The organism is Thiobacillus thiophilus, from assembly GCF_055378705.1.
The window spans coordinates 2269504-2292894 of sequence record NZ_AP042404.1; the positions used below are offsets into that span (position 1 = coordinate 2269504).

At 63.6% G+C, this 23391-nt stretch carries 28 protein-coding genes; 8 read left to right on the top strand and 20 right to left on the bottom strand.

What is annotated here, in order from left to right:
• Positions 1-4: 4 nt before the first annotated feature.
• Together ACZ41T_RS11135 and ACZ41T_RS11140 are read right to left on the bottom strand one after the other, a co-directional pair.
• Positions 5-208, bottom strand: coding sequence for a SlyX family protein (locus tag ACZ41T_RS11135; RefSeq protein WP_464921463.1), 204 nt, complete (start codon positions 206-208; stop codon positions 5-7).
• On the bottom strand, positions 205-735 hold the full coding sequence (locus tag ACZ41T_RS11140; protein WP_464921464.1) for a TlpA family protein disulfide reductase: 531 nt from the start codon (positions 733-735) through the stop codon (positions 205-207). The genes ACZ41T_RS11135 and ACZ41T_RS11140 overlap by 4 nt, the downstream gene beginning before the upstream one ends.
• On the opposite strand from ACZ41T_RS11140, the gene ACZ41T_RS11145 reads away from it, so the two are divergent.
• Both ACZ41T_RS11145 and ACZ41T_RS11150 read left to right on the top strand, forming a co-directional pair.
• On the top strand, positions 734-1147 hold the full coding sequence (locus ACZ41T_RS11145) for a CopD family protein (RefSeq protein ID WP_464921465.1): 414 nt from the start codon (positions 734-736) through the stop codon (positions 1145-1147). The genes ACZ41T_RS11140 and ACZ41T_RS11145 overlap by 2 nt on opposite strands.
• 118 nt (positions 1148-1265) lie before the next feature.
• On the top strand, positions 1266-2495 hold the full coding sequence (locus tag ACZ41T_RS11150; RefSeq protein ID WP_464921466.1) for a THUMP domain-containing class I SAM-dependent RNA methyltransferase: 1230 nt from the start codon (positions 1266-1268) through the stop codon (positions 2493-2495).
• Between the two features lie 62 nt (positions 2496-2557).
• On the opposite strand, the gene ACZ41T_RS11155 is transcribed toward ACZ41T_RS11150, so the two are convergent.
• Both ACZ41T_RS11155 and ACZ41T_RS11160 read right to left on the bottom strand, forming a co-directional pair.
• Entirely contained in the window at positions 2558-3685 is a 1128-nt protein-coding gene (locus tag ACZ41T_RS11155; RefSeq protein ID WP_464921467.1) for a PilT/PilU family type 4a pilus ATPase, read from the bottom strand.
• 10 nt (positions 3686-3695) lie between these two features.
• The gene (locus ACZ41T_RS11160) at positions 3696-4739 is read right to left on the bottom strand and encodes a type IV pilus twitching motility protein PilT (protein WP_464921468.1); all 1044 of its coding nucleotides are present in this window, start codon (positions 4737-4739) and stop codon (positions 3696-3698) included.
• Between the two features lie 192 nt (positions 4740-4931).
• Between ACZ41T_RS11160 and ACZ41T_RS11165 the strand changes: the two genes are divergently transcribed.
• The 5 genes from ACZ41T_RS11165 to ACZ41T_RS11185 are packed head-to-tail and all read left to right on the top strand — an operon-like array spanning position 4932 to position 9271.
• Positions 4932-5663 carry a YggS family pyridoxal phosphate-dependent enzyme gene (locus ACZ41T_RS11165; protein ID WP_464923963.1) on the top strand — a complete coding sequence of 244 codons (732 nt, stop codon included), beginning with the start codon at positions 4932-4934 and terminating at the stop codon, positions 5661-5663.
• Positions 5664-5671: 8 nt separating this feature from the next.
• Entirely contained in the window at positions 5672-6487 is an 816-nt protein-coding gene (proC, locus tag ACZ41T_RS11170; protein WP_464921469.1) for a pyrroline-5-carboxylate reductase, read from the top strand.
• A complete protein-coding gene (locus ACZ41T_RS11175; protein WP_464921470.1) occupies positions 6484-7059 on the top strand; it encodes a YggT family protein in 576 nt (191 codons plus the stop codon). The genes proC and ACZ41T_RS11175 overlap by 4 nt, the downstream gene beginning before the upstream one ends.
• A 2-nt stretch (positions 7060-7061) precedes the next feature.
• Positions 7062-7370, top strand: coding sequence for a DUF167 domain-containing protein (locus tag ACZ41T_RS11180; protein ID WP_464921471.1), 309 nt, complete (start codon positions 7062-7064; stop codon positions 7368-7370).
• Complete coding sequence (locus tag ACZ41T_RS11185) at positions 7367-9271, top strand: dynamin family protein (protein ID WP_464921472.1); 1905 nt, start codon at positions 7367-7369, stop codon at positions 9269-9271. The genes ACZ41T_RS11180 and ACZ41T_RS11185 overlap by 4 nt, the downstream gene beginning before the upstream one ends.
• Here ACZ41T_RS11185 and ptsP read toward each other — a convergent pair.
• From ptsP to gshA, 6 genes are all read right to left on the bottom strand, one after another.
• Positions 9268-10992: a phosphoenolpyruvate--protein phosphotransferase gene (ptsP, locus tag ACZ41T_RS11190; protein ID WP_464921473.1), complete on the bottom strand. Its 1725-nt coding sequence runs from the start codon at positions 10990-10992 to the stop codon at positions 9268-9270. The genes ACZ41T_RS11185 and ptsP overlap by 4 nt on opposite strands.
• A 229-nt stretch (positions 10993-11221) precedes the next feature.
• Positions 11222-11494 (bottom strand): HPr family phosphocarrier protein, encoded by a 273-nt coding sequence (locus ACZ41T_RS11195; protein WP_464921474.1) that lies wholly within the window; start codon positions 11492-11494, stop codon positions 11222-11224.
• A complete protein-coding gene (locus ACZ41T_RS11200; protein ID WP_464921475.1) occupies positions 11475-11891 on the bottom strand; it encodes a PTS sugar transporter subunit IIA in 417 nt (138 codons plus the stop codon). Before ACZ41T_RS11200 ends, ACZ41T_RS11195 begins: the two co-directional genes overlap by 20 nt.
• A gap of 114 nt (positions 11892-12005) precedes the next feature.
• Entirely contained in the window at positions 12006-13004 is a 999-nt protein-coding gene (locus ACZ41T_RS11205) for an FAD:protein FMN transferase (protein WP_464921476.1), read from the bottom strand.
• Positions 13001-13954: a glutathione synthase gene (gene gshB / locus ACZ41T_RS11210; protein ID WP_464921477.1), complete on the bottom strand. Its 954-nt coding sequence runs from the start codon at positions 13952-13954 to the stop codon at positions 13001-13003. The genes ACZ41T_RS11205 and gshB overlap by 4 nt, the downstream gene beginning before the upstream one ends.
• Positions 13951-15246 carry a glutamate--cysteine ligase gene (gene gshA, locus ACZ41T_RS11215; protein WP_464921478.1) on the bottom strand — a complete coding sequence of 432 codons (1296 nt, stop codon included), beginning with the start codon at positions 15244-15246 and terminating at the stop codon, positions 13951-13953. Before gshA ends, gshB begins: the two co-directional genes overlap by 4 nt.
• A 45-nt stretch (positions 15247-15291) precedes the next feature.
• Here gshA and ACZ41T_RS11220 point away from each other — a divergent pair, with 45 nt between their 5' ends.
• Positions 15292-15756, top strand: a complete 465-nt coding sequence (locus ACZ41T_RS11220; protein ID WP_464921479.1) for a tRNA (cytidine(34)-2'-O)-methyltransferase — start codon at positions 15292-15294, stop codon at positions 15754-15756.
• 174 nt (positions 15757-15930) lie between these two features.
• Here ACZ41T_RS11220 and ACZ41T_RS11225 read toward each other — a convergent pair whose 3' ends face one another.
• The 10 genes from ACZ41T_RS11225 to ACZ41T_RS11270 all read right to left on the bottom strand — a co-directional run bounded on the left by ACZ41T_RS11225 (position 15931) and on the right by ACZ41T_RS11270 (position 23361).
• A complete protein-coding gene (locus ACZ41T_RS11225; RefSeq protein WP_464921480.1) occupies positions 15931-16581 on the bottom strand; it encodes a DsbA family protein in 651 nt (216 codons plus the stop codon).
• Positions 16578-17015 carry a disulfide bond formation protein B gene (locus ACZ41T_RS11230; protein WP_464921481.1) on the bottom strand — a complete coding sequence of 146 codons (438 nt, stop codon included), beginning with the start codon at positions 17013-17015 and terminating at the stop codon, positions 16578-16580. The genes ACZ41T_RS11225 and ACZ41T_RS11230 overlap by 4 nt, the downstream gene beginning before the upstream one ends.
• Before the next feature lie 82 nt (positions 17016-17097).
• A complete protein-coding gene (gene ggpS, locus ACZ41T_RS11235; protein ID WP_464921482.1) occupies positions 17098-19398 on the bottom strand; it encodes a glucosylglycerol-phosphate synthase in 2301 nt (766 codons plus the stop codon).
• 565 nt (positions 19399-19963) lie between these two features.
• A complete protein-coding gene (locus ACZ41T_RS11240; protein ID WP_464921483.1) occupies positions 19964-20950 on the bottom strand; it encodes an NAD(P)H-dependent glycerol-3-phosphate dehydrogenase in 987 nt (328 codons plus the stop codon).
• Positions 20947-21387, bottom strand: a complete 441-nt coding sequence (locus tag ACZ41T_RS11245) for an SH3 domain-containing protein (RefSeq protein WP_464921484.1) — start codon at positions 21385-21387, stop codon at positions 20947-20949. The genes ACZ41T_RS11240 and ACZ41T_RS11245 overlap by 4 nt, the downstream gene beginning before the upstream one ends.
• 41 nt (positions 21388-21428) lie before the next feature.
• Positions 21429-21887, bottom strand: a complete 459-nt coding sequence (gene secB, locus ACZ41T_RS11250; RefSeq protein ID WP_464921485.1) for a protein-export chaperone SecB — start codon at positions 21885-21887, stop codon at positions 21429-21431.
• 65 nt (positions 21888-21952) lie between these two features.
• Entirely contained in the window at positions 21953-22381 is a 429-nt protein-coding gene (gene trxC, locus ACZ41T_RS11255) for a thioredoxin TrxC (protein WP_464921486.1), read from the bottom strand.
• Between the two features lie 57 nt (positions 22382-22438).
• Positions 22439-22702 (bottom strand): glutaredoxin 3, encoded by a 264-nt coding sequence (gene grxC, locus ACZ41T_RS11260; RefSeq protein ID WP_464921487.1) that lies wholly within the window; start codon positions 22700-22702, stop codon positions 22439-22441.
• 11 nt (positions 22703-22713) lie between these two features.
• On the bottom strand, positions 22714-23130 hold the full coding sequence (locus tag ACZ41T_RS11265; protein ID WP_464921488.1) for a rhodanese-like domain-containing protein: 417 nt from the start codon (positions 23128-23130) through the stop codon (positions 22714-22716).
• A 12-nt stretch (positions 23131-23142) separates the two neighbouring features.
• Positions 23143-23361: a YgaP family membrane protein gene (locus tag ACZ41T_RS11270; RefSeq protein WP_464921489.1), complete on the bottom strand. Its 219-nt coding sequence runs from the start codon at positions 23359-23361 to the stop codon at positions 23143-23145.
• Positions 23362-23391 lie beyond the last annotated feature (30 nt).

Below are 23391 nucleotides of genomic sequence, written 5' to 3' on the forward strand. Positions count from 1 at the left end.
CAGGTCAATAGTGCGGCGGGATCTCGTCGCGCGGGGTGCGCGCCTCGTCCGGCAGCCCGTCCTGCAGCCGCTGATGCAGCAGGCGCAACTGCTGCTGCAATGAGTCAATTTGTCCCTGCTGGCGGACCACGGTCTGGTTGAGCGTGTCGATCAGGTCTTCGGCAAAGGCCATCTTGGCTTCGAGTTCGTTGAGGCGCGTTTCCATCATTGTGCAGACGCGCGTAACAGCGGCGCCACCAGTTTCTCCAGCCGGGCGTAATGCACCTGTCCGGCGATTTTATGGCGGACGTGTCCCTCGGTATCGACGATGAACGAAGTGGGCACGCTCGCGATGTTGCCAAACGCGGCGGTCACCGACGCGTTGGTCGGCGCGGCCATGAAAGCGTAGTCCTTATCCTGCATCCAGGCGGCGATCTTTTCCGGCGGGTCGTCGACGCTGATCGAGATAACCTCGAACCCCCTGTCGCGGTAGTCCTGCCAGAAGGCGTCGATCGCCGGCTTTTCCTTGCGGCAATACGGGCACCAGGTCGCCCAGAAATTCACCAGCACGACTTTTCCCTTGAGCGAATCGCTGCTCAGCGCCCGGCCGTCGGGCAGGGTCACGGCCCAGGCGGACACGGGGCGATTCTCTTCGCTGACGTCGGCCGGCGGGCGAAACCACAGCCAGGCGATCAAACCCAGTAAAATCAGCGTCAGCGGGCTTGGCGTCCATTTCTTCAAGGTTTGTTTATCCATGCTGTGGCTGAAGTCTTTTCATATCGTGATGGTGGTGAGCTGGTTCGCCGGGCTGTTCTACCTGCCGCGTCTCTTCGTCAACCTGGCGATGGAAACCAACGATGCGGCGTATGACCGCCTGCTGCTGATGGCGAGCAAATTGTACCGCTTCGTTTCACCCATCATGTGGCTGACGCTGATTACCGGAACCTGGCTGTGGCTGGCGTATTTCCCGCTTTCCATGAACTGGATGTGGGCGAAGCTCGCGCTGGTCGCAGGGCTGGTCGGCTACCACTATGTCTGTAAAAGCCTGCTGCACGCGTTCGAAGCCAGGCAGAATACAAAATCGCATGTTTGGTTCCGCTGGTTCAATGAAATTCCGGTGATCGTGCTGCTGGTCGTGGTGCTGCTGGTGGTGGTGAAGCCGTTTTAACTTCTTTTTTTCATCCGCGAAGGACGCGAAGGGTCGCGAAGGAAACCTCAAGAAATATTGGTTTTTTATTTCGCGATTCTTCGCGTCCTTCGCGGATAAATGTTTTTGAAAGCCCAGTTTGAAACCCGAATCCCGCCGCACCAAACCGCAGCACCCCGTCCGCCCTGAGCGCGAGGCACTGCCGCCTGCCAGCCATTTCGCCACCTGCCCGCGCGGGCTGGAGGCGCTGCTCGAAACCGAGCTTACGGCCGCCGGCGCGCAGGTGGTGCGCCAGGTGCCTGCCGGCGTGCTGTTCATGGCCGATGCCGCAGCCGAGATGCGCGTCAACCTGACTTCGCGCATCGCCACCCGCATCCTGCGCAAGGTCGGATTCAGCCGCTATCGCAAGGAAGAGCATATCTACCGCGCCGCACTCGACCTGCCGTGGCCGGACTGGTTCGACGTGAAGAAAACCATCGCGGTGAAAGTCGGCGCGCAGAATGCACCGCTGAAAAGCCTCAACTTCATCACGCTGAAAATCAAGGATGCGATCTGCGACCGTTTCCGTGAGGAAACGCATGAACGCCCGAGCGTCGACACCGAAGCGCCCGACGTGCCGGTGTATGCGTTCTTCACACCCGACGCGGTGACCTTCTATCTCGACACCAGTGGCGAGCCGCTGTTCAAGCGCGGCTTCAAGCGCGAGGCAAGCGCGGCGTCGATCAAGGAAAACCTCGCCGCCGGGCTGTTGCTGCTGTCCGGCTGGGAACCCGGCACGCCGCTGCTCGACCCGATGTGCGGCGCCGGCACCATCCTGCTCGAAGCGGCGGACATGGCGCTCAACCGCGCGCCGGGTCGTGGCAGGCATTTCGCCTTCGAGCACTACCGCGATTTTGACGCAAAGCTGTGGCAGCAAATTAAGGCCGAGACACAGGCGCAGGAAAAGCCACTGGCGCAACTGCCCATTTTTGGCGCCGACCAGGATCGTTGGGTGCTGGACAAGACGCGCAATAACCTCGAAGCCGCCGGGTATGCTGACGTCATCGACCTGAAGGTGTCCGACGTGCTGGATCTGAAGCCGCCGACGCCGGCCGGCACCATCGTCACCAACCCGCCTTACGGCGAACGGCTGGGCGAAGCCGAGGATCTGGCCGAGTGGTATCCGCGCTTGGGTGACTGGCTGAAGAAGAATTTTTCCGGCTGGGAGGCGTGGATCATTTCCGGTGATCCCCTGCTGCCGAAGCTGATGGGCCTCAAGGCCAGCCGGCGCATTCCGCTGTTCAACGGTCCGATCGAAACCCGCTTCCTGCAATACAAGCTGATTGCCGGGTCGATGCGGCCGAAAAAGACTTCCGACAGCATAGTCTGAGCATCACTCGGAAACACGAATGAAACGGGGTGCAGGCACCTCGTTTCATTGGGTGGATGGCATCAGACGATATCCAGGTGATCCAGCCCCGCCATCATGTCGCGGCCCTTGGCCTCCTGGCCGTGCAGCTTGATCTGCAGGCGCAGGTCGTTGAGGCTGTCGGCATTGCGCAGCGCATCCTCGTAGGAAATCATCCCTGCTTCGTAGAGGTCGAACAGCGCCTGATCGAAGGTCTGCATGCCCAGTTCGCGCGACTTCGCCATGAGTTCCTTGATCTCGTGGATGTGGCCCTTGAAGATGAGGTCGGCGATCAGTGGCGAGTTGAGCAGGATCTCGACCGCAGCGACGCGGCCGGTGGCGCCCTTGCGCGGGATCAGGCGCTGCGAGATGAAGGATTTGAGGTTGAGCGACAGGTCCATCAGCAACTGGTCGCGCTTTTCCTCGGGGAAGAAGTTGATGATGCGGTCGAGCGCCTGGTTGGCGCTGTTGGCGTGCAGCGTCGACAGACACAGGTGGCCGGTTTCGGCAAATGCGATCGCGTACTCCATGGTTTCGCGGTCGCGGATCTCGCCGATCAGGATGACGTCGGGCGCCTGCCGCAGGGTGTTCTTCAGCGCGGAGAACCAGTTGTCGGTGTCGATCCCGACCTCGCGCTGGGTGATGATGGATTTCTTGTGCTCGTGCACGTATTCGATCGGGTCTTCGACCGTGATGATATGGTCGCAGGCATTTTCGTTGCGAAAGCCCACCATCGCCGCCAGCGAGGTCGATTTGCCGGTGCCGGTGCCGCCGACGAAGATGACCAGCCCGCGCTTGATCATTGCGACGTCGCGCAGGATCGGCGGCAGGTTGAGGTCTTCCATCTTCGGAATCTTGGTGACGATGGTCCGCATCACGACGCCGACGCGCCCCTGCTGCACGAATACGTTGACACGGAAGCGGCCGATCTCGGGCGGGCTGATCGCGAAGTTGGATTCGTTACTCGCCTCGAAGTCCTTCCACTGCCGCTCGTTCATGATCGAACGCGCCAGCTCGCTGGTGTGTGTGGGCGTCAGCGTCTGGTTCGACACCGGGGTGATCTTGCCGTCGACCTTGATGGCGGGCGGAAAACCGGCGGTAAGGAAGAGGTCGGAGGCATTCTTCGCCAGCATCAGCCGCAGCAAATCGTGGACGGTTTTTTCAGCATTCATCGTTCGATCCTCAACCCAGAAATGCGTCTTTGTTCTGTGCCATGTTGCGCGCCACGCCCGAGGCCACCATGTTGCGTTTGACCAGATCCTGCAGGCACTGGTCGAGCGTCTGCATGCCCAGGTTGCCGCCCGTCTGGATCGACGAATACATCTGCGCCACCTTGCCTTCGCGGATCAGGTTGCGGATGGCCGGGGTGCCGATCATGATTTCATGCGCGGCGACGCGGCCCGTGCCGTCCTTGGTTTTCAGCAGCGTCTGCGAGATGACGGCGCGCAGCGATTCGGACAGCATCGAGCGCACCATTTCCTTTTCCGCTGCCGGGAAGACGTCGACCACGCGGTCGATGGTCTTGGCGGCGGACGAGGTGTGCAGGGTGCCGAACACCAGGTGGCCGGTTTCGGCGGCGGTGAGCGCGAGACGAATGGTTTCGAGGTCGCGCAATTCGCCGACCAGGATGACGTCGGGGTCTTCCCGCAGCGCCGAGCGCAGGGCGTTGGAAAACGACAGCGTGTGCGGGCCGACCTCACGCTGGTTGATCAGGCACTTCTTGCTCTGGTGCACGAATTCGATCGGGTCTTCGACCGTCAGAATGTGCGCGTACTCGTTTTCGTTGACGTAGTCCATCATCGCCGCCAGCGTGGTCGACTTGCCCGAGCCGGTCGGCCCGGTCACCAGCACGATGCCGCGCGGCTGATTGGAGATTTCCTTGAAGATCGGGGGGCAGTTGAGCTCTTCCAGCGACAGCACTTTCGACGGAATCGTCCGGAACACCGCGCCCGCGCCGTATTGCTGGTTGAAGGCGTTGACACGGAAACGCGCCAGCGACGGGATTTCGAACGAGAAGTCGAGTTCCAGCGTTTCCTCGTACACCTTGCGCTGGCTGTCGTTCATGATGTCGTACACCATGCGGTGCACGTCTTTGTGATTCATCGGTGGCAGGTTGATGCGGCGGATGTCGCCGTTGACCCGGATCATCGGCGGCAGGCTTGCCGACAGGTGCAGGTCGGAAGCCTTGTTCTTGACGGCAAAAGCCAGCAGTTCGGAAATGTCCACGCGTGCCTCGTTCTGTATTGGGTGGGGTTTTGACAAATATCGATCCGAAACGAAACAAATGAAACGGCCGGGGCTGGTGGCTTAACAAAAATGGTCCAAAGCCGCGCTGCGTTTCGGATCGATATCAATTAACCCCAGGCTGTTATTGAACAACAATTCAACTTGTCGAGTTTCTGTTCAATAATGAACGCAATGGATAACGGCCCGAATTCTCCTAAACTTGAGACCGGCGCGCACCCTTTTGCCGGCACGCCATGCGACCGTTTGCGTGCCGTGCGGGCACGGATTGCGCGCGCCGCCGCTGAGGCGGGGCGCGACGCGGCAACGGTGCGCCTGCTGGCGGTGAGCAAGACCTTCGCCGCCGCCGCGGTGCGCGCCATGGCGGCTTGCGGTCAGCATGAATTCGGCGAAAATTACCTGCAGGAAGCGCTGGAAAAGCAGATCGCGCTGAGTGACCTGCCACTGCAGTGGCATTTCATCGGGCCGATCCAGAGCAACAAGACGCGGGCGATCGCCGGGAACTTCAGCTGGGTGCACGGCGTGGATCGGCTGAAAATTGCCGATCGGCTGTCCGCGCAGCGCCCTGCCGGCTGGCCGCCGCTGCAGGTGTGCATCGAGGTCAATGTCAGTGGCGAGACCAGCAAGGGCGGCATGACCGTGGCTGAGTTGCCCGCGCTGGCGGAGGCCGTTTCGAAACTGCCGGGCCTGCGGTTGCGCGGGCTGATGGCGATTCCTGCTCCGGCGACCGGTATGGCCGCGCAGCGCGCCGCCTTCCGGCGGGTGCGCGAGGCGTACGATGCGCTGATTGCATGCGGCCATGCGCTCGATACCCTGTCGATGGGCATGTCGGCCGATCTGGAAGCGGCGGTTCTGGAAGGCGCGACCATCGTGCGGATCGGTACCGCATTATTTGGTGAAAGGTAGAAAGAAACATGCATAAAGTGAGCTTCATCGGCGGCGGCAACATGGCGGCCGCCATCATCGGCGGCCTGATTGCCAGCGGCACCCCGCCCACCGATATCGAGGTGGTGGAAATCAATGCCGACGCACGCGGGCAACTGGCTGCGCGCTTTGGCGTGGTGACGCATACGGATCTGTCGCAGGCGCGGCTGCATGGCCTGATCGTGCTGGCGGTGAAGCCGCAAAGCCTGCCCGAGGTGGCGGCCGCGCTGGCGCCGCGTCTTGCCGGCCATCTGGTGGTGTCGATTGCCGCCGGGGTGCGGGTGGCCGACCTTGCGCGCTGGTTGGGCGGGCACACGCGGATCGTGCGTGCCATGCCCAACACCCCGGCGCTGGTACAGGCCGGGATTGCCGGGCTGTTTGCGCCCCTTGACGTCGGCCAGGACGCGCGCTCGCAGGCCGAGACGGTGTTGCGCGCCGTCGGCGGCGTGGTGTGGGTAGAGGACGAGCCCCAGCTGGACGCGGTTACCGCAGTGTCGGGCAGCGGCCCGGCCTATGTGTTTTATTTCCTCGAATCGCTGGAAGCCGCGGCGGTGGCGCAGGGCCTGTCGTCCGCCATCGCGCGCCAGCTGGCGCTGCAGACTTTCTTTGGCGCGGCCAAGCTGGCGCTGGAGTCGGGCGAGGAACCGGCCATGCTGCGTCAGCGGGTCACGTCCAAGGGCGGCACCACCGAACGTGGCATTGCCGCGCTGGAATCCGCCGCAGTCAGGCTCGCCATCGGCCAGGCGGTGGAGGCGGCCAGCCGCCGCAGCGCCGAACTCGGCGACGAGCTGGGGCGATTGGCATGATCGCAGGGGCGCTGAAGTTCCTCATCCAGACGCTGGGCAACCTGTTCGTGATCGCGGTGCTGCTGCGCTTCATGATGCAACTGTTCCGGGTGCCGTTTCGCAATTCTTTCGCCCAGTTCATTGTCACCCTCACCGACTTTGCGGTGAAGCCGCTGCGCCGGGTGGTGCCGGGCCTGCTGGGCCTCGACTGGGCGTGCCTGGTGCTCGCCTGGCTGGTCGAGCTGGCGGTGGTGACGGCCGGCTACTGGCTGGATGGCTTTCCGTTCGGGCTGGCGGGTGGCAGGGTGTGGCCGGTGATGCTGGGTCTGGCGGCGGTGAAGCTGTTGAGCCTGGCGGTTTACCTGGTCATCGGCCTGACCCTGGTGCGCGCGGTGCTGTCGTGGGTCAATTCCAATACGCCGCTGATGCCGGTGGTGTATGCCTTGACCGAACCCTTCCTGCATCCGCTGCGGCGCATCGTCCCCATGATCGCCAATGTCGATCTGACGCCGCTGGTGCTGTTCATCCTGTGCCAGCTGGTGCTGATGGTGCCCCTGCTGGCGCTGGAGCGGGCGCTGCTTGCTTCCCTCTGAGCGTGAACAGGGCCCCCCCTGTCTGGGCGCGCCGTGACGGCGCCGGCTGGCTGCTCGAACTTCATGTGCAGCCGGGGGCGAAAGTCACTGCTGCGGTGGGCGAGCATGGTGGCCGGCTGAAATTAAAGATTGCCGCACCCGCGGTCGATAACAAGGCGAATGCGCATCTGCTGGCCTGGCTGGCGGCGCAACTGGGCGTGGTGAAGTCCGCGGTCCGCCTGGTTCGCGGCGACACCTCGCGGCAGAAAACCGTGGCGGTATCCGGGGTCGAAACCCCCTGGCTCGATATCGGGAAGAACAGCAAAACATGAGTGTCCACCTGGAACAGGAAGTCGCCGACTTCAGCGAGCGACGACTGCGGCTGGCAACCGCGATTACCGACTATGCCGACTGGCTCGACCGCCAGCACGGCATCGACGCCGAGCGCACCCTGCGGCTGGCCGACACCGCGTCGAGCCTGCGCCAGGACAAGCTGGTGGTGGCCTTTGTCGCCGAGTTCTCGCGCGGCAAGACCGAACTCATCAATGCCCTGTTTTTTGCCGACCACGGGCAGCGCCTGCTGCCTTCCGACGCCGGCCGCACCACCATGTGCCCGACCGAGCTGTTTGCCAGCGCAGACGAGGCGCCCAGCCTGTGCCTGTTGCCGATCGAAACACGTCGCCGCAGCGAATCGCTGGCGCGCCTCAAGCACATGTCGATCGAATGGTGTCGGGTGCTGCTCGACCCCACCGATCCGCGCCAGCTGCAGGAAAGCCTGAAGAAACTCACCGAAACCAAGTCCATGGCGGCGGCGGATGCCATCGAGCTCGGGCTGTGGGACAGCGAAGATCCCGGCGAGCGTCGCCAGCTGCGCGCCGATGGCACGGTGGAGGTGCCGGCCTGGCGCTATGCCATGGTCAACTATCCGCACCCGCTGTTGCAGGCCGGGTTGACGATCCTGGACACCCCTGGGCTCAACGCGCTGGGGGCCGAACCCGAGCTCACCCTGTCGGTCATCCCCAATGCGCATGCGGTGATGTATCTGCTGGCGACCGATACCGGGGTGACCCGCTCGGATCTGGAAATCTGGCAGAAGCATGTGCATCGCCACGCCAATTACCACGTGGCGGTGCTGAACAAGATCGACATGCTGTGGGATGAGCTGAAGAGCGATACCGAGGTGCAGGCCACCATCGAGCGCCAGGCCGAGGAAACTGCGCGCGTGCTGAAACTGCCGCGCAGCCGGGTGTTCGCCGTGTCGGCGCAGAAAGCGCTGGTGGCCACCATTCGCGGCGACGTCGCCCTGCGCGTGCGCTCCGGCATCGAGTCGCTGGAATACCTGCTGGCGCACCAGGTGATCCCGGCGCGGCGCGACATGCTCTACCATGCGGTCAGCCGCGAGGTGGTGTCGCTGCTCGACGAAAGCCGGGTGGACATGTCCGCACGGCTCAAGCGCAGCAGCGACGAACTGATCCAGCTCAGCCGGCTGTCAGGCAAGAATCGCGAGCTGATCGAACAGACGCGCGCCACCCTGCAGCAGGAAAAAGACAGTTACGACGCCACCGCCGAGCAGTTCAGGGTGACCCGCAAAATGGTGCAGAAGCAGGGCGACCACCTGCTGTCGCACTTGTCGGATGACACCCTGAGCGTCATTTGCAAGGCCGGACGTGAGATCATGGAGTCCAGTCTGACGACGCGCGGGCTGACCGGCGGCATCCGCCAGCTGAGCGAGCAGATGGTTGAGCGGCTACAGCACGCGACCCAGCTGGCCGACAATATCCTGGACGCGCTGGATCAGGCCTATACGCGGTTTTACCGCCAGCATAATCTGCCCAAAATGCAGGTACCGCGACTCGATCTGGGCGCCTACCGCAACCGGCTGCAAGCGCTGACGCGGGAGACCGAAACCTTCTGTAAGGATCCGGCCAATTTGATGCTGGAGAAGCGTTTCATGATCCGGCGCTTTTATGCCGGCCTGGCCGAAGAGTCGCGCAAGGCTTTCAGCCTGGCGCGGGTGGAAGCCGAGCGCTGGCTGCGCATCGCGCTCGACCCCATCATGACGCGCATCCGCGAGCACAAGCAATATCTCGACACCCGGCTGGCCAGTCTGCAGCACATTCTGGAGAACATGGGCACGCTGCACAATCGCATGGCGCAGATCAAGCAGGAGATCGGCGCACTGCGTAACGACAGGCTGGAACTGGGACGGATTGCCGCGCAGCTGGCCGTCTAGCCGTTTAGCCGGTTCAACAACAGCGCCGTCCTGTCCGGGTCGGTGTTTTTCAGCAGCCGTTGCGCCATCGGCGCCAATGCTTCCAGACTGGACTTCAGGACCTGCTGCTTGACCTGCAACAGGCTTGCCGGTTGCATCGAGAACGTCCGCAGCCCCAGTCCCAGCAGCAGCCGCGTCAACAGCGGATCGCCCGCCATTTCCCCACATACCGCGACCGGCTTGCCGGCCTTGGCGCCGGCGCGCAGCGTGTACTGGATCAGGTTGAGCACCGCCGGATGCAGCGGGTCGTACAGGTGCGCCACGCTGTCGTCGGCGCGGTCGATCGCCAGCGTGTACTGGATCAGGTCGTTGGTGCCGATCGACAGAAAATCGAGTTGCTCGGCAAAGAACCCGGCCGAAAGCGCGGCGGCGGGCACTTCGATCATGCCGCCTACCGGGATGCCTTCGTCGAATTTCAGGCCGTCTTTGCGCAGGGAGTCGCGGGCTTCGTCGATGCGTTGCAGCGTCTGCCGCAATTCCATGAAACTCACCAGCATGGGGATGAGGATACGTACCTGACCATGGACCGACGCCCGCAGGATCGCGCGCAGCTGGGTTTGGAACAGCCCCGGTTCGGCCAGGCACAGCCGGATCGCGCGCAGGCCGAGCGCCGGGTTGTCGGCCACGGTGTGACCCCATGGCGCCCGCTTGTCCGCGCCCAGATCCAGCGTGCGGATGGTGACCGGCTTGCCGTCCAGTGCCTCGGCCACCGCCTTGTAGGATTCGTACTGCTCGTCCTCGCTCGGCAGGTCGCTGCGGTTGAGGAACAGGAATTCGCTGCGGAACAGGCCGATGCCGTGCGCCCCCGAGGCCTTCACCGCATCGACGTCGGAGAGCAATTCGATGTTTGCCATCAGCTCGATCGGGGTGCCGTCGAGCGTGGCCGACTTGCTGGTTTTCAGGCGTTTCAGCTTGTCGGTGTCGATACGCCACTGGTTCTGCCGCAGCCGGTATTCGGCCAGCACCGATTCGTCCGGGTTGACGATCACCACGCCGTCGCGGCCGTCGACAATCAGCAGGTCGTGGTCGCGGATCAGGCCGCGTGCATTGTGTAGCGCCATCACTGACGGCATTCCCATGCTGCGCGCCAGGATCGCGGTGTGTGAGGTGGCGCCGCCCAGGTCGGTGATGAAGGCGGCGAAATGGACGTTCTTGAAGAGGACCATGTCGGCGGGCGACAACTCGTGCGCGACCAGGATGCGCTCGACGCCGAAGTCGACATCCAGCGGCAGATGGCTGGGCTGGCCGGTCAGCGCCTTCAACACGCGCTGCACCACCTGCACCACGTCCTCCTGGCGGCTCCTCAGGTAAGGGTCGTCGATTTCCTCGAAGCGCGCGACCAGCGCCTCCATCTGCTGTGCCAGCGCCCACTCGGCGTTGCACTGGGTTTCGTGGATCAGGCGCTTGGGCGCCTCGGCGATCATCGAATCGCCGAGGAACATCAGGTGCATGTCGAGAAACGCCGACAGTTCCGCCGGAGCGTTGGCCGGGATGTGGCGGCGCAGGGTTTCGAGCTCGGCGCGGGTGGCATGGATGGCTTCATCGAAGCGCGCCAGTTCCTCCTTGATGTACTTGCGGTCAAGCATGTACTGCGGCACTTCGATCCGTGCATTGGAGGTAAGGTGCGCATAGCCGATGGCGATACCGCCGGAGACGCCGATGCCGTGCATGGAGAAGCTCATGTCCTGGAAACCACAGTTGGGCGCGCCCGATGGTGCGTCTGGGTGCGTGGCTGTCGCGAAGCGAGGAGGCGGCAGGCCCGGGCCTGCAACGACGAGCGATAAAGGCAGGCGCGCGACCAGGCGTGCCAGCAGGTGCGTAGCGGACTTGCCCCGATGTTGGGTCTGATCGAAGGCAGAAGCCTGATATTCAAGTTGGATGTCATAGGTTTTGAGCGGTCAACTGTGGTTTTCAGGATATTTCCTCTCCGAAACCGCTGGAGATCAGATTTGCCAGGACGTCCATCGCTTCCGCCTCGTCCTCCCCTTCGGTTTCCAGGGTAACGGTGGTGCCCTTGGCGGCGGCCAGCATCATTACGCCCATGATGCTCTTGGCGTTGACGCGGCGACCATTGCGCGACATGAATACATTGCTCTTGAAGCCGGATGCCAACTGGGTCAGCCTGGCCGACGGGCGCGCGTGCAGCCCCAGTTTGTTGACGATTTCAACGTCCCGTTGCTGCATTGCACATGGTCTCGGAAATATGGTTGATGCTGTTGCGCCCGCCCTGGACGATGCGCTCGATGAGCTGCGGCAGTGCTAGTGTCTCGCGATAGTTCAGCGCCTTCAGCAGCATCGGCAGATTGACGCCGGAAACGCCTTCGATGTGCGCGGGTTCGAGCATGCGACACAGTGTATTGCTGGGGGTGGCGCCATACAGATCGGTCAGCACAAGAATGCCGTCGCCTTGGTCCAGCTCGGCAAGCCGGGCCTGCAAGGTCTTCTGGCGCTCGTCCGGATCAGCGTGGCCGATGAAATCGAGCGTGGCCAGGCTACGCGGACGCTGCCCCAGAACATGGGTTGCGCATTCGACCAGACTGTCGGCGAGCGATCCGTGGGCGACGATGAGGATACCTATCATTGAGGGGATGCCAGATCAAAACTGGCATTCTAACGCGCATACGCTGCGGGCAAGTCGCTGGCTATCCCGACCCTCGCTCAAGCGGGGAGAGGGCGAAGGCAATGCCCCGACCGGTTAACGAAGCCGGGCCTTCATCGCAGGGGATACATGTATCCGGCCGGCGGAATCCACCGCCAGATAGTAGGCAACGCCCAGACGCGACGCGTTGCCTGGCAGCCGCTCCGCGCCGTCGATGAACAGCGGTTTCGACAGCGCGTCCGAGCGCGTTCCCGCCTGTTCGCCCGCTACCAGGACCGTCAACGACTGCATGCCGGTTGTCGGAAAGCCGGTGCGGGGATCGATCAGATGGCTGTAGCGGCGCCCGTTTACCTCGAAATAGCGCTGGTAGTCCCCGGAGGTGCCGACCGCCTCGCCGTCGTTCAAGTCCAGTGTCGCCAGCGTCCCCGATTGGCGTGGGTGCTGGATGCCCACGCGCCACGGGCGGTCGCCATGCGCACCCAGCGCGATCACGTTGCCGCCGATGTTTACCAGCGCGTTCTCGATCCCGTGCGATTTCAGGATGGCCGCCGCGTCGTCGAGCGCGCGTCCCTTGGCGTAGCCGCCGAGATCGAGCTGCACCGCCGGGTTGCTGCTCCAGACGGTATTGTTTTCGATATGCAGGTCAGCCATGCGGGGCCGCCTGCCGACCCACGTCGAGATCGCGGCGGCATCCGGCACCCGCGCCTGCGGGGCGTCGGAATGAAAGCCCCATAGCGCAATCAGCCCACCGATGGCCGGATTGAAAAGATCGTCGGACTGAATCGAGTGCGTTTGCGCATCGCGCAGCATCGCCGCGAGTTCGGGCGTGACGGTGGTGCGTTCGCCCCGCGCCAGCGCGGCGTTGAGCCGCGACAGTTCGCTCGGTTGCCAGGCATGCAGCATGCGATGCAGTGCGTCGAAGCGCGCCAGTACCGCCGCGGCTGCCTGCTGGGCCTGCGGCTCCGGTGCGCCGCAAATGCTGACATCGACCAGGGTGCCGAAGACATAGGCTTGTTGCTGGTGCAAGGGCGGTGGACTGCACGCAAACAGTGCCCATAGCAGCAGCAACCACAGGCCGTGTCGCGTCGATCTCATGCGCGAACCGGGGCTGGACAGGCTCGCTCGACTGCGGCGATGAATTGTGCTGCCACGTCGTGCCCGGTCTGCGCCGTGATTTCCTGAAAGCCGGTGGGGCTGGTGACGTTGATTTCGGTGAGGCAGTCGCCGATGACGTCGAGGCCGGCGAGGAAGATGCCCTGATCTCGCGCCCATGGCGCGATGGCCTCGGCGATCTGGTGGTCGCGTGGGCTCAAAGGCTGCGCGCGCGCGGTACCGCCGGCGGCGAGATTGCCGCGCGTCTCGCCGGCCTGTGGAATGCGCGCCAGCGCCCAGGGCACGATTTCACCATCGATCAGCAGGATGCGCTTGTCGCCTTCGCTGATCGCCGGCAGATAGCGCTGAGCCATGATGGCGCGGCGGCCGCGCCGCGTCAGTGTTTCCAGGATGGCGTTACGGTTGGGGTCGGCAAGCGTCAGGCGGAAAATGCCGCTGCCCCCCATTTCGGTGAGCGGCTTGACGATGATGTCGCCGTGCGCGGCAAGGAAGCTGCCAATCTCCGTTGTAGCGGCCGTAATCAGGGTGGGTGCGACGAAAGCTGGAAAGTTGAGGATCGCCAGCTTCTCATTGAAGTCGCGCAAGGCGGCAGGGCGGTTCAGCACCCGTGCGCCGTTGGCTTCTGCGATGCCCAGAAGCTGGGTGGCGAGCAGGTAGTCGGTATTCACCGGCGGATCAGTGCGCATCAGCACGGCGTCAAAATCCTTCAGCACCCGAACGTCGGTGCGGCTGACCCGCACCCAGTCGTTGTCGGTGCGTACGTCGAGCGCATCGCAAGCGGCCCGGGCGATGCCGCCACTCACCTGCAACCGGCACGCCTCGGCAGCGTAAACGGCATGGCCGCGCGCCACCGCCGCGCGCATCATCGCCACCGAGCTGTCCTTGTGCGGCTTGAGACTCACCAGCGGATCGAGGATGAACAGCAGCTTCATGCGGCGGCCGCGTTTTCGATCTCGTGGAGCGTTTCGTCGAGCTCGATCGAGGCCGCCAGCATCGCCAGTCGCGCGATCACACCATAGGCATAGAAGCGGTTGGGACTGGCGTCTGGATTGGCGCTGCGGTCAGGCATCACACAGGTGTCGTCGAACGCCAACGGCACGAAGTGCATACCGGGGCTGTTGAGATTTTCGTCCGATCCGCGTCCGGTGTGCACGCGGTAAAAGCCACCGACAACGAAGTTGTCGAGCATGTAGACCACCGGCTCGGCAACCGCGCCGTTGATGCTCTCGAAAGTGTAGACGCCTTCCTGGATCAGCACCTCGCTGACCGCGACCCCTTCCTTGCCGACTGCCATCTTGTTGCGCTGCTTGCGGTTGAGCTCGCGCACGTCATCGGCCGACTTCACCGTCATGATACCCATGCCGTAGGTGCCGGCGTCGGCCTTGACGATGACGAAGGGCGGCTGGTCGATACCGTATTCGGCGTATTTGATGCGGATCTTTTCCAGCATTTCGCCGACTTTTTCGGCCAGGCAGACTTCGCCCTGGCGCGCCTGGAAGTCGATTTTGCCGCAGTGGTTGAAGTAGGGGTCGATCAGCCAGGGGTCGATGCCGATCAGTTGTGCGAATTCGTCGGCAACATGCTGATAGGCGGAAAAGTGGTGCGACTTACGGCGCGTCGCCCAGCCGGCGTGCAGCGGCGGCATGATATTCTGCTCGATCCCCTTGAGGATGTCCGGTACGCCGGCCGACAGGTCGTTGTTGAGCAGCACCGCGCAGGGGTCGAAGCCTTCCAGTCCGATGCGGTCCCCCTTGCGCACCAGCGGCTCCAGCGTGAGACGTCCGCCGGCGGGCAGCTCCAGCGTGGTCGGCCCGGTGATCTCGGGAATCAGCGTGCCGATGCGCACGATCAGGCCGGTCTGGCGCAGGATATGGGCGAGCACCGCGACGTTCTGCAGATAGAAGGTGTTGCGGGTGTGGCTCTCGGGGATGAGCAATAAGCGTTGGGCGTAGGGGCAGATTTTTTCCACTGCGCCCATCGCCGCGTGGATCGATAGCGACATGAAGGCCGGGTTGAGGTTGTTGAAGCCGCCAGGGAACAGATTGGTGTCGACCGGCGCCAGCTTGAAGCCCGCATTGCGGATATCCACCGAGGTGTAGAACGGCGCCGACTGTTCCTTCCATTGCTGGCGAAACCAGTGCTCGATCATCGGCTGGGCGTCGAGCAGGCGCTTTTCCAGTTCCAGTAGCGGGCCGGTGAGTGCGGTGGTGAGGTAAGGGACCATGGAATAGGCGGATTCGAGGAATGTTTTTATTTTAGGCCAAGCCGGATGTTTGACATCGTTTTATATCAGCCCGAGATTCCACCCAACACCGGCAACCTCATCCGCCTGGCGGCCAATACCGGCTGCCGTCTGCATTTGGTCGAGCCGCTGGGATTCGATCTTTCCGACAAGCAGGTGGCGCGCGCCGGGCTGGATTACCACGACATGGCCTGTGTGGTCGTGCATAAGGACTGGGCGTCGGTGCGAGCGGCGCTGCCTGGCCGGCGCTGGTTTGCGCTCACCACCAAGGGCAGCCGCAACTACGCCGCGGTGCGTTTTCAGGCCGACGACGTACTGCTGTTCGGCCCCGAATCGCGCGGCCTGCCAGCCGAAGTGCTGGCACAATTCGACGCGGATCACCGTCTGCGCTTGCCGATGCTGCCCGGTTCGCGCAGCATGAACCTGTCCAACGCCGTCAGCGTCGTCACATTCGAGGCCTGGCGCCAAAACAATTTTGCGGGAGGCGGATAAATGAGTGGACTCGAATGGCTGCAAGCGCTGAGCGACCTCCTGCTCGAGCGCGCCTACGTGTTGCTGTATGAGAGGACGACACGAGCCGGCAGCAGGCACGGCTGGGGCAGTGTGGGTGGACTACATGACCGAATGGTGCCTGCGCGAAGATTTCCGCAACGCGCTGCCCCCCTGCTAGCGATATTCGCTTGCCAGCGTCTCGTCCACCAGCTTTTTCAGGGGCTCGTAGCCGAAGCTCGGCAGCGGCTTGCCGTTGACAAAAAATTCCGGTGTCTGGGTGACTTTCAGGGTATTCGCGTCTTCCAGGTCCTGCGCGATCAACCTGGCAATTTCCGGCGCATCCATGTCGCTCCGCAGCTGCGCCAGGTCCAGGCCGAGTCCTTCGACGTGCCGCCAGACCTGTTCCGGCTGTACGGCGTGATTCATCACCCAGTCGTCCTGCGCAGCCAGCAGGGTTTCCAGGGTTTCCCAGTACTTGCCCTGTTTTCCGGCCGCCTCGACCAGCGCCACCACATAGTCGGCGTTCTGGTGGAACGGGGCGTAGCGCAGCACCAGGCGAATCCGGTCCGGGTGGGCGGCCAGCATCTCCTTGACCAAGGGATAGAAGTGCCGGCAGGTCCCGCATGCCGGGTCGATGAACTCGACAATCTCCACCCGTGCGTCGGCGTGCCCGAGCGTCGGCGAGTGTTCGCGCACCAGCACCGACTGGTTTTTATCGACCCGTTGCCCGGCCTGTTCGGCTTTTTCAGCACCGAAGAAAATGGCGCCTCCGACAAAAGCCAGCAGCAGGATCACGGCGGCAGAGATAAACAGCGTTTTTTTCATTTTGATGCCTTGAAGTGGGTCATAAGCAGCAGCGCGATGATGGCGGAAAACGCCAGGACGGACAGCAGCGGAAGCGTGAGGAAGCCGAACCAGCCGATCTGTTCCACCGAGCACGGCACTCCCTGGCTGCATGGCGTGGCGCGCTCCGGCACCAGGCCGCTGGCCACCGCCCAATGAAAAACTGCCAGCAGCCAGCCGGCCAGCGCCAGCGGCAGCGCGTAGCGCACGACGCCGCGGTCGAATGGAAACAGTCCCGCCGCCAGGATCAGTACCAGCGGAAACATGCCGATCCGCTGGTACCAGCACAGGACGCAGGGCGTATAGCCCATGATCTCGCCGAGAAACAGGGCGCCCAGCGTCGATACGCTGGCGACCAGCCAGGCGATGAAAACGAACAGCCAGCTGCGATCTTGTGTAGCCTGAAAATCATTCATCGGCGTAATGATAGGACGGTTCGCGTCATGGCGTTAAGTGGCCGCCGTTTATTTTCAGGCCTCGTCGGGTTGCCGGCGACCGTTACCGCGCCTGGACGAGCGAGGGTTGCGGCGCTTCGCTGGGTGCTGCGCAACTTTCCTTGACCGCTTCGAGGAAATCCTGCCCCCAGCGATGGACGTCGTTGTGCTGGACGACGTCGAACAGCCCGCGCAGGCGTGCCTCGGCCTCGACCGGGCTCATCTCCAGCGCGTAGACGCACTTCTCGACCAGGTCGTGCGGATCGTGCGGATTGGTGAGTACCGCGCCATGCAGTTCGGCTGCGGCCCCGGCGAATTCCGAAAGCACCAGTACGCCGCTGCCGTTGGTCAGTCCCTGGACCGCGACGAATTCCTTGGCGACCAGGTTGAGGCCGTCGCGCAGCGGGGTGATCCACATCACGTCGGCCACCGCGTAATAGGCGACCAGCTCTTCGAACGGAATCGCCCGGAAGAAGAACTGCAGCGGGGTCCAGCCGGCCCTTGAGAAGCGCCCGTTGATGCGCCCGACCGCCTGCTCGATCTGGTTCTGCAGGGTGCGGTAGATCGTCATCTCCTTCGCGGCCGGCACGCACACGTTGATCAGCGAGACCGTGCCATGCAACTCCGGATGGGTCTCGAGCAGCTTCTCGAAGGCCACCAGTTTCTCGAGTGTGCCCTTGGTGTAGTCGAGCCGTTCGACCGACAGGATGACCCGCGTATCCGCGAACTCCTTGCGCAGCGCCGCTATCCGCCCGGTCGTATCCGGGTCGTCGAGCACCTGGCGCACGCGGTCGACGTCGAGCCCAACCGGATGCGCGCCCAGGCCGATGCGTCGGCCATGCACCTCGATCGCGGTGGTCACCTCGTCCAGCCCGACGGCACAGCCGTAAGTGAGGTAGCGCGGCGCACAGGCGCGTGTTTCGAGCACTTTGAGCGGTGCAACGCCGCGCGCGACGTCGACGAAATTTTCGACCTGGCGCGGGATATGAAAGCCGATATAGTCGCACTGCAGCAGGCTGCCGACGATGTCGCGGCGCCACGGCAGCACATTGAAAACGTCGGCCGAGGGAAAATAGGTGTGGTGGAAGAAGGCGATCTTCACGTCGGGACGCAGCTCGCGCAGGTAGGCCGGCACCATCCACAGGTTGTAGTCGTGCAGCCACACCACCGCGCCTTCGGCGGCCTCGGCCGCAGTGCGCTCGGCGAAGAGGCGGTTTACCTTGAGGAACACCTGCCAGTCCTCCTCGCGGAAACGGGCTCGTTCCCAGAAGGTGTGCAGGGTGGGCCAGAAGGCCTCTTTGGAAAAACGCTTGTAGAAGATGTCGACGTCGTTCTTGGCGAGCGGCACGCGTGCGGCCACCAGCCGGGGGTATTTCTTGGCGTCGACTTCGGTGTGGGTCACGAAGCCTGCTGCCTTTTTCGGGTCCTGAATCGCCCATGCGATCCAGGAGCCCTTCTTGCCGTCGCCGAAGAAGCTGAGCAGGGTCGGGATGATGCCGTTGGGTGAGGCGGGGCGACGGCGTACGAGGTGGCCGTCCTCGACGCTCTCCTCGTAGGGCAGGCGGTGATAGACCATTACCAGATCGGACTTGCCCGGGGTTTCCGTCGCACGCGGTCCGGCGTCGACGTCCTTGTGGTCGAGAAAGTTGAAATGCTCGAGCGCCTCGAGGATGCCGCCGCAACCGGGGTGGCGCGAATGCAGCACGCGAGCCCGCTTGGCGCGAGCGCGCTTGGCGGTGGCCTCGAGCAGAGCGGGCTCGGATTCGCCGACACACACCCCGATGAAGTCATGCTCGTACATCGCCAGATCGTTGAGCGTGTCGCCGGCGACGACCACCTCGTCGGGGTGAAGGCCCAGATGCCCGACCAGCGCCTTGAGCGTGCTGCCTTTGTTGACGCCGCGCGGCAGGATGTCCAGATAGCGCTCGGCCGAATAGAGCACCTCGCAGCCGAGCTCGGCCGCGGTCGCCTCGATGCCGGCGAGCGAATGGCGCACGTCGGCGGCGCTGCAGAAATAGGAGCAGCGCCGTTGCTGCGGGACATCCTGGCGCTCCAGCCGATCGAACTGCACCATTGCGTCGACCACCGTTCGCTCACCCGGCCAGCGGGCGTCGATCTCCGCCTGCAGCGGCTGCACCGGTTGCCGCGTGGCGCCCTCGACGACTGTTCCGCCGACGTCGCAGATAATGTAGTCGGGCACCGGAATAGTCGGATCCGAGAGCAGCGGGATCACGTTCTCGAGCCCGCGTCCGGTGACGAAGGCGAGCTTGATCTCGGGGTTGTCGGTGATGAGTTGGTAAAGGCGCTGGCGGGTTTCGGCGTTGCCGGCGAGAAAAGTGCCGTCTAGATCGGTTGCAAGCAGCATGTGTGGGGATTCTCCTGTCGAATGGGAAACTTGCCGACGTGGATGCCGACAGCGAAGGGGTCAGGTGCCGTTGCGCGTACCCGTGAGCCATTGTTCCGGCCTCTGCCTTCGAGGCATGCGGCAGCGGTATGAAGTGAGCTGATTTCTCTGCGAGGCGTCGCGGCGGAGCCGGACATCAGCTCGAAAAACAAGGCAGTAAGGCCGCGCTGCCCCATACGGCAGCAGCCTGGCGCAGTCCGCAAGAACTACTTTTTTGTTTATGGTGCAGGTGATTGATGGGTGTGCAGCGATGGCCGAGGGCGCGACGAACAACGCGGCACTGGCCTTTAAGTATATTCCGTCCTTGCCGCCACCGTCAACCCGACCCCCAGCCTATGCCGCTACCCGCCAGTGCATAGGCCAAGCACGGGAATTTAGCGCGTTGCGCCACGCGTATCGGGCCTGAAAACACCGATTTCCCGCATACCCTGAAGGAGATGGAAAGCCTGCCTGGGCCAGGCGCTGGAACCTGTCTGTCCCTGCCGGCCTGTCCAGCGTACTGAACGGCACCCCCCTCGCTCCTGCCTCAGAACTCGGTCTTGATATCCCGGTTCAGCAGGTCGTCGACCGCCTCGGCGGCGGGCAGGCCTTCGAACAGCATCTGGCAGACTTTGCGGGTGATCGGCATGTCGACGCCCAGGTCGCGGGCGAGTGCGGCGACTTCGGGTGCGGTGGAGACGCCTTCGGCGACGTGGCCGAGTTCGGCAAGAATGGTGTCGAGCGTCTGGCCGCGCGCCAGCCGCAGGCCGACCTGGCGGTTGCGCGAGAGGTCGCCGGTGGTGGTGAGGATGAGGTCGCCGAGGCCGGACAGGCCCATGAAGGTTTCGAAGCGGCCGCCGAGTTCGACGCCGAGACGGGTCATTTCGGCCAGCCCCCGGGTGATGAGCGCGGCGCGGGCGTTGTGGCCGAGCTTGAGACCGTCGCAGATGCCGGCGGCAATGGCCATGACGTTCTTCAGCGCGCCGCCCAGCTCGACCCCGATGACATCGTCGTGCGCGTAGATGCGCAGGCGCTGGGCGGACAGCGCCTCGGCGAGGTGCTGCGCCAGTTCGCTGTCGTGCGAGGCGAGGGTGAGCGCGGTGGGATAGCCCTGCGCCACTTCCTGGGCAAAGCTGGGGCCGGACAGCGCAGCCGTCTGGGTGCGTGAGGGCAGCAGTTCGGCAATGATCTGATGCGGCAGTTTGCGGCTGTCATGCTCGAAGCCTTTGCACACCCAGACCAGCGGCGGCAGTCGGGGGCGGGCGGCCAGCGCGACCAGGGTGGCGCGCAGGCCGCCCGTGGGAACGGCAATGACGATGAGATCGGCCGTATCGACAACGGTGTTGAAGTCCGGTTTGAACTGCAGGGCATCGGGTAGCGGGCAGCCGGGCAGGTAGCGGGTGTTGACACGGCTCGCGCGCATGGCATCGAGCTCGGCCGTGTTGCGTCCCCATAGGGTGACCTCATGATGGGGCGCCCAGCTGGCCGCCAGTGCGGTGCCCCAGGCGCCGGCGCCCAGTACCGATAGTTTCATCGTCCCCATACCTCGTTTGCAGGCAGCCAGCCGGACAGGCCGTCGGCATGCCTCACCGGCAGCCAGCCGTAGGGATCGGCTGCGCCGGCAACCTCGAGCAGGAGGCCGCGTTCGGCACTGAACACGACCTCGGCGTCGGCGCGCGGCTGTTGCCGGACGATGCTGGCGTCGGCCTTGACCATGACGGTTTTTATGCCGCCGAGGGCGGATTTCTCGATCCAGGCCAGGCGGCCGTCAGGGTCGCGCACCTTGACCCAGGCATCGGTGTCGACGACGACTTCAAGCGGCAGGCCGCTGCCCGCGATGGCGACCTTGCCGGCGGCTATCGAGGGCGCGTCGTACAACAGGGCAGCGCGCCCGGTGCTGCGGTATTCCAGCGCCCAGGCGGGGTGCGCCAGCGTGAGCAGTAGGCCGGCCGCGAGTAAAAAGCCGGCCATGTTCGGCAAGCTGCGCTGCCGCAATCTCGATGCGTCCGCTATCAATGCGTGTGCTCGGGTGCGGCCTGTTCCTGCTGCGCCTGCTGTTGCTGCAGAAATAGCGCTTCGAAGTTGACCGGGTTCAGCAACAGCGGCGGGAAGCCGGCGCGGATCACTACGTCGGACACCGCCTCGCGCAGATACGGGAAGACAATGTTGGGACAGCCGATGCCGAGCACCATCGGAATCTGGTCCTGCGGCACGTTCTGGATGCGGAAGACGCCGCCCTGGGTGCATTCGACCAGGAACATGGTCTTGTCGCCGATCTTGGCGGTAACGGTGACGGTGATGCCGGTGTAGTACATGTCCTCGCCCATCGCGCGGCTTTCGGTCGACATGTTGACATCGATCTGCGGCGCCTGGCGTTCCAGGTAAATGTCGGGGGCGTTGGGCACTTCCAGCGACAGGTCCTTGACGAAGAGTTTTTCGATATTGAATACGGGTTGTTGCGCGTCGGTCATGATGGTTTCCTGAACAAGAAAATCGGAGCTTGCGCTCCGGGGTCGGTGGGTATTTTACACTGGGCTTAGTGAATGCCCTGTGACGCCAGCCAGCGCTTGAGCGCATGCGCTTCCATCGCGCCCGAGGTGCGCGCCGCTTCAGCGCCGCCCTTGAACAGGATCAGGCTGGGGATGCCCTTGATGTGATGGCGCATCGACACCTGCGGGTGCGCTTCGGTATCGACCTTGGCAAAGCGCACGCGGGCGCCCATCTCGGCCGCCACCTGCTGGAAAATCGGTGCCATCATCTTGCAGGGGCCGCACCAGTCGGCCCAGAAGTCGACCAGCACCGGCAGGCCAGCCTTGGCAATAAAGCGGTCGAAGCTGTCGGCGCTGAGGTCGACCGGCTTGCCGGGCAGCAACGGCGCGCCGCATTTTCCGCACTTGGGCGCATCGACCAGCCGTTCGTCCGGCACGCGGTTGACGGCAAGGCAGTGGGGGCAGGCGAGTTCCATCGGAGATTCCTCGAGGCAAACGATCTTCGCTTCAAGCTGGGGCCGCGCGCCGGAAAATCAAGCGCGGGCCAGCAGCGGCATTAGTTCGCCGGCGGCATCCAGCGCCGAGGTATCGTCGAAACCGCCGACATGGGTGTCGCCGATGAACACCTGCGGCACGCTGCGGCGGCCGCTGGAGCGGGCGATCATTTCATCATGTTTCGCCGGATCGAGGTCGATGCGGATTTTTTCGATTTCGGTCACGCCGCGGCTTTTGAGCAGGCGCTCGGCAGCGACGCAATAGGGGCAGACTGCGGTGCAGTACATCACGACTTTGGCCATGGAAGGGCTCCTTATTTCTGGGTGACGGGCAGGTTGGCGCGTTCCCACGCGATGATGCCGCCCGCCTGGTTGTAAACGGTTTCGAAACCGGCTTTTTTCAGCATGCGGCAAGCGCTTGCCGAGCGTTGGCCGCTGCGGCAGGTGATCAGGACCGGCTTGCCCTTGAATTTGTCGAGCTCCTTGATGCGGCCGCCCAGCTGGCCGAGCGGAATGTGCTTCGCCTTGGGGATATGGCCGGCGGCAAATTCCTTGTCCTCGCGCACGTCGAGCACCAGGGCGTCGTCGTTATAGAGCCGGGTGGCTTTCAGGGTATCGGCCTGCTCCACGCCGGAGAGTCTGCCGCCGATGAAGGACCAGGCTAGCATGGCGCCCGAAAACATCGCCAGCGCCAGCAGCATCCAGTTGTCCTGCAGAAATTGCATGTCCATGAATATTCCCGCTTACAGGCCGCAGCCCGGCTTGATGCCGACCTTTTTCAGCATGATGTCCAGCGGGCAGAAACGGGTGAAGCCGGACTGGAACAGGTTGAAACCGACGAAGGCGGTGAACCACAGCCACGACAGCTGGGTCATGTCGGCGCTGCCGGAAAAGTGGGCCAGCGCCAGCGACAGCATGATGAAAAAACCGGCAATGATGCGGACAAGGCGTTCTACAGTCATGAGCAATTCCTTAAAATGAAGAGCGGATGA

Bases quoted from the DNA above. Each gene is read 5' to 3' on its own strand.
- ACZ41T_RS11135 (WP_464921463.1), bottom strand. From the start codon at position 208: ATGATGGAAACGCGCCTCAACGAACTCGAAGCCAAGATGGCCTTTGCC.
- ACZ41T_RS11145 (WP_464921465.1), top strand. From the start codon at position 734: ATGCTGTGGCTGAAGTCTTTTCATATCGTGATGGTGGTGAGCTGGTTC.
- ACZ41T_RS11140 (WP_464921464.1), bottom strand. From the start codon at position 735: ATGGATAAACAAACCTTGAAGAAATGGACGCCAAGCCCGCTGACGCTG.
- ACZ41T_RS11155 (WP_464921467.1), bottom strand. From the start codon at position 3,685: ATGAATGCTGAAAAAACCGTCCACGATTTGCTGCGGCTGATGCTGGCG.
- ACZ41T_RS11165 (WP_464923963.1), top strand. From the start codon at position 4,932: ATGGATAACGGCCCGAATTCTCCTAAACTTGAGACCGGCGCGCACCCT.
- proC (WP_464921469.1), top strand. From the start codon at position 5,672: ATGCATAAAGTGAGCTTCATCGGCGGCGGCAACATGGCGGCCGCCATC.
- ACZ41T_RS11175 (WP_464921470.1), top strand. From the start codon at position 6,484: ATGATCGCAGGGGCGCTGAAGTTCCTCATCCAGACGCTGGGCAACCTG.
- ACZ41T_RS11185 (WP_464921472.1), top strand. From the start codon at position 7,367: ATGAGTGTCCACCTGGAACAGGAAGTCGCCGACTTCAGCGAGCGACGA.
- ptsP (WP_464921473.1), bottom strand. From the start codon at position 10,992: ATGAGCTTCTCCATGCACGGCATCGGCGTCTCCGGCGGTATCGCCATC.
- ACZ41T_RS11195 (WP_464921474.1), bottom strand. From the start codon at position 11,494: ATGCAGCAACGGGACGTTGAAATCGTCAACAAACTGGGGCTGCACGCG.
- ACZ41T_RS11200 (WP_464921475.1), bottom strand. From the start codon at position 11,891: ATGATAGGTATCCTCATCGTCGCCCACGGATCGCTCGCCGACAGTCTG.
- ACZ41T_RS11205 (WP_464921476.1), bottom strand. From the start codon at position 13,004: ATGAGATCGACGCGACACGGCCTGTGGTTGCTGCTGCTATGGGCACTG.
- gshB (WP_464921477.1), bottom strand. From the start codon at position 13,954: ATGAAGCTGCTGTTCATCCTCGATCCGCTGGTGAGTCTCAAGCCGCAC.
- gshA (WP_464921478.1), bottom strand. From the start codon at position 15,246: ATGGTCCCTTACCTCACCACCGCACTCACCGGCCCGCTACTGGAACTG.
- ACZ41T_RS11220 (WP_464921479.1), top strand. From the start codon at position 15,292: ATGTTTGACATCGTTTTATATCAGCCCGAGATTCCACCCAACACCGGC.
- ACZ41T_RS11225 (WP_464921480.1), bottom strand. From the start codon at position 16,581: ATGAAAAAAACGCTGTTTATCTCTGCCGCCGTGATCCTGCTGCTGGCT.
- ACZ41T_RS11230 (WP_464921481.1), bottom strand. From the start codon at position 17,015: ATGAATGATTTTCAGGCTACACAAGATCGCAGCTGGCTGTTCGTTTTC.
- ggpS (WP_464921482.1), bottom strand. From the start codon at position 19,398: ATGCTGCTTGCAACCGATCTAGACGGCACTTTTCTCGCCGGCAACGCC.
- ACZ41T_RS11240 (WP_464921483.1), bottom strand. From the start codon at position 20,950: ATGAAACTATCGGTACTGGGCGCCGGCGCCTGGGGCACCGCACTGGCG.
- ACZ41T_RS11245 (WP_464921484.1), bottom strand. From the start codon at position 21,387: ATGGCCGGCTTTTTACTCGCGGCCGGCCTACTGCTCACGCTGGCGCAC.
- secB (WP_464921485.1), bottom strand. From the start codon at position 21,887: ATGACCGACGCGCAACAACCCGTATTCAATATCGAAAAACTCTTCGTC.
- trxC (WP_464921486.1), bottom strand. From the start codon at position 22,381: ATGGAACTCGCCTGCCCCCACTGCCTTGCCGTCAACCGCGTGCCGGAC.
- grxC (WP_464921487.1), bottom strand. From the start codon at position 22,702: ATGGCCAAAGTCGTGATGTACTGCACCGCAGTCTGCCCCTATTGCGTC.
- ACZ41T_RS11265 (WP_464921488.1), bottom strand. From the start codon at position 23,130: ATGGACATGCAATTTCTGCAGGACAACTGGATGCTGCTGGCGCTGGCG.
- ACZ41T_RS11270 (WP_464921489.1), bottom strand. From the start codon at position 23,361: ATGACTGTAGAACGCCTTGTCCGCATCATTGCCGGTTTTTTCATCATG.